This is a genomic window from Chamaesiphon sp., from assembly GCF_041737865.1.
Taxonomy (GTDB): Bacteria; Cyanobacteriota; Cyanobacteriia; order Cyanobacteriales; family Chamaesiphonaceae; genus Chamaesiphon.
Window position 1 is genome coordinate 1 of the sequence record NZ_JBGSQZ010000238.1, and the last position, 4,217, is coordinate 4,217.

General features: G+C 46.1%; 3 protein-coding genes and 1 pseudogene. 2 read left to right on the top strand and 2 right to left on the bottom strand.

Annotated elements, in window-relative coordinates:
* Positions 1-141: 141 nt before the first annotated feature.
* Both ACEW9J_RS18050 and ACEW9J_RS18055 read right to left on the bottom strand, forming a co-directional pair.
* Entirely contained in the window at positions 142-549 is a 408-nt protein-coding gene (locus ACEW9J_RS18050; RefSeq protein WP_373546490.1) for a type II toxin-antitoxin system HigA family antitoxin, read from the bottom strand.
* Positions 546-828: pseudogene (locus tag ACEW9J_RS18055) on the bottom strand (type II toxin-antitoxin system HigB family toxin). The gene ACEW9J_RS18050 and the pseudogene ACEW9J_RS18055 overlap by 4 nt, the downstream one beginning before the upstream one ends.
* Positions 829-986: 158 nt before the next feature.
* Between ACEW9J_RS18055 and ffh the strand changes: the two are divergent.
* Positions 987-2,384: a signal recognition particle protein gene (gene ffh, locus ACEW9J_RS18060; RefSeq protein WP_373546491.1), complete on the top strand. Its 1,398-nt coding sequence runs from the start codon at positions 987-989 to the stop codon at positions 2,382-2,384.
* A 247-nt stretch (positions 2,385-2,631) separates the two neighbouring features.
* Entirely contained in the window at positions 2,632-4,062 is a 1,431-nt protein-coding gene (locus tag ACEW9J_RS18065; RefSeq protein WP_373546492.1) for a sensor histidine kinase, read from the top strand.
* The last annotated feature ends 155 nt before the right edge of the window (positions 4,063-4,217 follow it).

Sequence of the window (4,217 nt, forward strand, 5' to 3'; positions counted from 1 at the left end):
TAAAATCCGTTTCATGGTAACAAGTGAAAACTGTAGCTTGAGATAAATCAAGAAGAGAATTCAGGTGAAAGTCCATAGCCAGTATGAGGGTAAAACGTAGCTGTCGCTACATTTTACCCTGTTTTCAGAGGAGAGCCGGTATTAGGTTTCAAAAAATAGTGACGAGGAAACCTTAAAGAATTCTCCTAATGCTCTAGCTTGAGCTTTACTAATACCACGCTTGCCATTGAGTACTTCTGAAGCTATCCCTTGAGAACCAAAGACAGGTACTAAATCTTTTTGTTTTAAGCCTCGATCGCGCACCAATTCAGTTAATATCTCTAAAGGAGTAGCGGATTTAAGTTGATAATGCCGATCTTCAAAGCTTTCGATCAGATTCAACAATAGTTTGAGTAAGCATTCTCGGGCTGGAGAGATTGCATCACCTAACCGGATCAGCTTAGTGACTTCTGCTAAGTAGAATTCGTTCTCTTCTTCTGTTTCAATAACCTTGGGTCGAACGGCTACCAGCAACTTAGAATATTCTTGGTCTAATACAGCATTCGTCATTTCCATTGCTCCTTGTCATATTCCGCATGGGTTAAGATATCTCGGACAAAAATAGTGCCGCTACGATAATTGATCTCACCTATTAATCGATAATGATTACCTTTAATATTGAAAATCGTATAAATGCCCACTAGATCCGCAGATGGGTAAGCTTCCCTAAGCTCTACTAGAGTTTGCCATTCGGCTGCTTTGGCGATCCTGTACCAAGATTCATGCAGTCTCTGAGTCTGCATGAATCTTGGCGAACTCCAGCAATCTTTTGCGGCTGATGATGTGCATTGGCTTGGGAGTAACCTAGTGCAGATATTTTATCTCATTTAGAGATTTCATGCCAACTCTACAGCTAGATTCGATCGATCGGTTGAAGGTTGTTTGGCATCCATTACACTAGAGGTAGAGCCAACCTGTCGCTCCTCGATAACTGTTAATTTCTGATTATGTTTGACCAATTAGCCGAAAGTTTAGAATCAGCCTGGGTAAAGTTGCGCGGAAAGGACAAGATTAAGTCCTCCAATATTCAAGATGCCCTCAAGGAAGTCCGTCGCGCGCTACTTTCGGCTGATGTAAACGTCCAAGTGGTCACAAATTTTGTTAAGGAAGTCGAAACCAAGGCTCAGGGCGCGAACGTAGTTTCAGGAGTTCGCCCAGACCAGCAGTTTATCAAGGTTGTCTATGACGAATTGGTGCGGACGATGGGGGAAACTAATAGCCCCCTCGCGAATGCACCCCAGAAGCCGACAGTAATTCTGATGGCGGGTTTGCAGGGTGCGGGTAAAACTACGGCTACTGCTAAACTCGCGCTGCATTTGCGGAAAGAAAATCGGACAACTTTGATGGTGGCGACTGATGTATATCGTCCTGCGGCGATCGATCAGCTCATCACGTTGGGCAAGCAAATCGACGTGCCAGTGTTTGAAATGGGCACAGATGCCAATCCGGTCGAAATTGCCCGTCAAGGTATCGCCAAGGCGCGGGAACTGGGCGTAGATGTAGTAATTGTCGATACTGCTGGACGGTTGCAAATTGACGATCGGATGATGACGGAATTAGCTGATGTCAAAACTGCAATTCAACCGGATGAAGTCTTACTGGTAGTAGACTCGATGATCGGTCAGGAAGCAGCGAATGTCACGATGACATTTCACGATCGCATCGGCATTACAGGTGCGATTCTGACCAAGTTGGATGGCGATACGCGCGGGGGTGCGGCTCTGTCTGTCCGAGCGATTTCCGGTCAACCGATCAAATTTGTCGGTGTGGGTGAAAAAGTCGAAGCCCTCCAACCATTTTATCCCGAACGGATGGCATCGCGGATTCTGGGGATGGGTGACGTGCTGACTCTGGTAGAAAAAGCGCAGGAAGATTTTGATGTCGCCGATGCAGCGAAATTGACTGAGAAAATTCTCGAAGCCAAATTTGATTTCAATGACTTCATCAAACAGATGCGGTTATTGAAAAATATGGGTTCGCTAGGTGGCTTGCTCAAGATGATTCCAGGGATGAGCAAGCTCTCTGATGGTCAGCTCAAACAGGGTGAAGATCAACTCAAAAAGGCTGAAGCGATGATTCAGTCGATGACCAAGGAAGAGCGTGGTAATCCCGATTTACTCGCCAGTACTCCCAGCCGTCGCCGTCGGATTGCCAAGGGCTGTGGTTATGAGGAAGCCGATGTCAGTAAGCTGATCTCCGAATTTACGCGGATGCGGAGCATGATGCAACAGATGAGTATGGGTAATTTCCCTGGGATGGGTGGAAATCCTGGTGCGCGTGGGGGTCAACCAGGCGCAGCCGCAATCAAAGCTAAGAAAAAGAAAAAAGGCTTCGGGACTCTTTAAATAGTTGAGAGTTGATAGCGAAAATTCAGAGAGTTTGTGTAGGAATAAGGCATCATTCGATCGGATGATGCCTTATTCCTACACAAATACATCCTCCGAGTCCCGTCTCCATCGCCAGTGGCTGAGGAGCTGATGGGTATTCACATCATTGCAGTTCGGTTTTACCCCTGCGATCGAGTGTCGTAGATCCGTTATTCTCTTGAGAGTGAGTCTTAGAGATTTTGGATAAATTGTGGTCAGAAAGTGGTTGCTCCCAACATTAAGCGAAGTATTGACCAAAGCAGAACCGACTGGAATCGATCTGCTCGTACCTGAATTTAATCCTCCAGATCCTCATCCCTCTACAGATCGGCAGCAATTGCAGATTAGAGCCGAAAGTCAGTGGCACAGCGCGATCGCATCTGTAGAAACTTTACTATTAAAATCATTACCCAGTCCGATTGGCGTTCAGGATCTGAGCGAGGAAACAGTCATCGAAGGGTTGCTGATTACCTCACCGCTACCCCTATTCAGTCATCCGGCGATCGTTTCCCAACTGCAAACGATTACATTTACCACTCCACATTCCAACCGTCAATTACTTCCCTGTAAGTCTACAGGAAGCGATCGAGATCTCGACCAATCCCATCATTTCCCGATCGAATTACTCCCCACAGATCCCCTCGCTGACGAACGCTTTTGTCTGGTTTTAACCAATCGATTTAGCCTATTAGTAGTTCTGGGCGAGGAAAATGGTGTGCCAAGCTGTCAATTTTCCTTCGATCCTGACGATCTAGATCTGGCGTGGAAATCCTTACGGGGGCGAATGATGCTCACAGCACCTCACCACCTCTCATATCTAGATGAGCTAGCCGCGCAATTTAGCCCGATCGAGCCTGATTATCGATGTGTGATGGCATTTGGTCAATATCTACTGGAACACCAGCCTGTCGCCACACTAGCCCCCGTTCAGCCGACAGTAGAAGTACCGACGAAACTCGCGGCTGATGTCGAACTGATCCAGGCACTTACTCACGAAATCCGTACTCCACTGACTACCATCCGCACGATGACGCGGCTGTTATTGCGTCAGCCGGATTTGTCTCCGCGAGTACTAAAACGTCTGAGCGCGATCGATCGTGAGTGTACCGAGCAGATTAACCGGATGGAATTGATTTTTAGTGCGGTAGAATTGGCTACTACTCAGCCATCCCAAGCGGTAGATCTCACCACGATGTCGATTAGCCAACTCCTAGAGCAAAGTCTCCCCCAGTGGCAACAACAAGCCGAACGTCGGAATCTGGATTTAGCTGTAGATATTCCCCACCAACTCCCCGCCGTTGTCAGTAATCCCACGATCCTCGATCGAGTCTTGACTGGATTGGTAGAAAACTTTACGCGCAATCTTCCCTCTGGGAGCCGGATTCAAGTCGAAGTTACTCCCGTTGGCGACAGGTTAAAGCTACAGCTCCAATCTCAACAAGAAGCCGACGAACACCCCTATACTACCCACAAGCAGCGACACTCGATCGGACAATTACTCACTTTTCAGCCAGAGACAGGCAATCTCAGTCTCAATATGAATGTGACTAAAAATCTCTTTCAACTCCTAGGTGGTAAACTAATCGTCCGTCAAAGTCCCCAACAAGGCGAAGTCTTAACAATTTTCCTCCCACTGTCGATGATCGCTCAGAGTTAGGCTTTAGGCGTTATATCAATATCAATTATCAATTATCAATTATCAATTATCAATTATCAATTATCAATTATCAATTATCAATTATCAATTATCAATTATCAATTATCAATTATCAATTATCAATTATCAATTATCAATTATCAATTATCAATTAT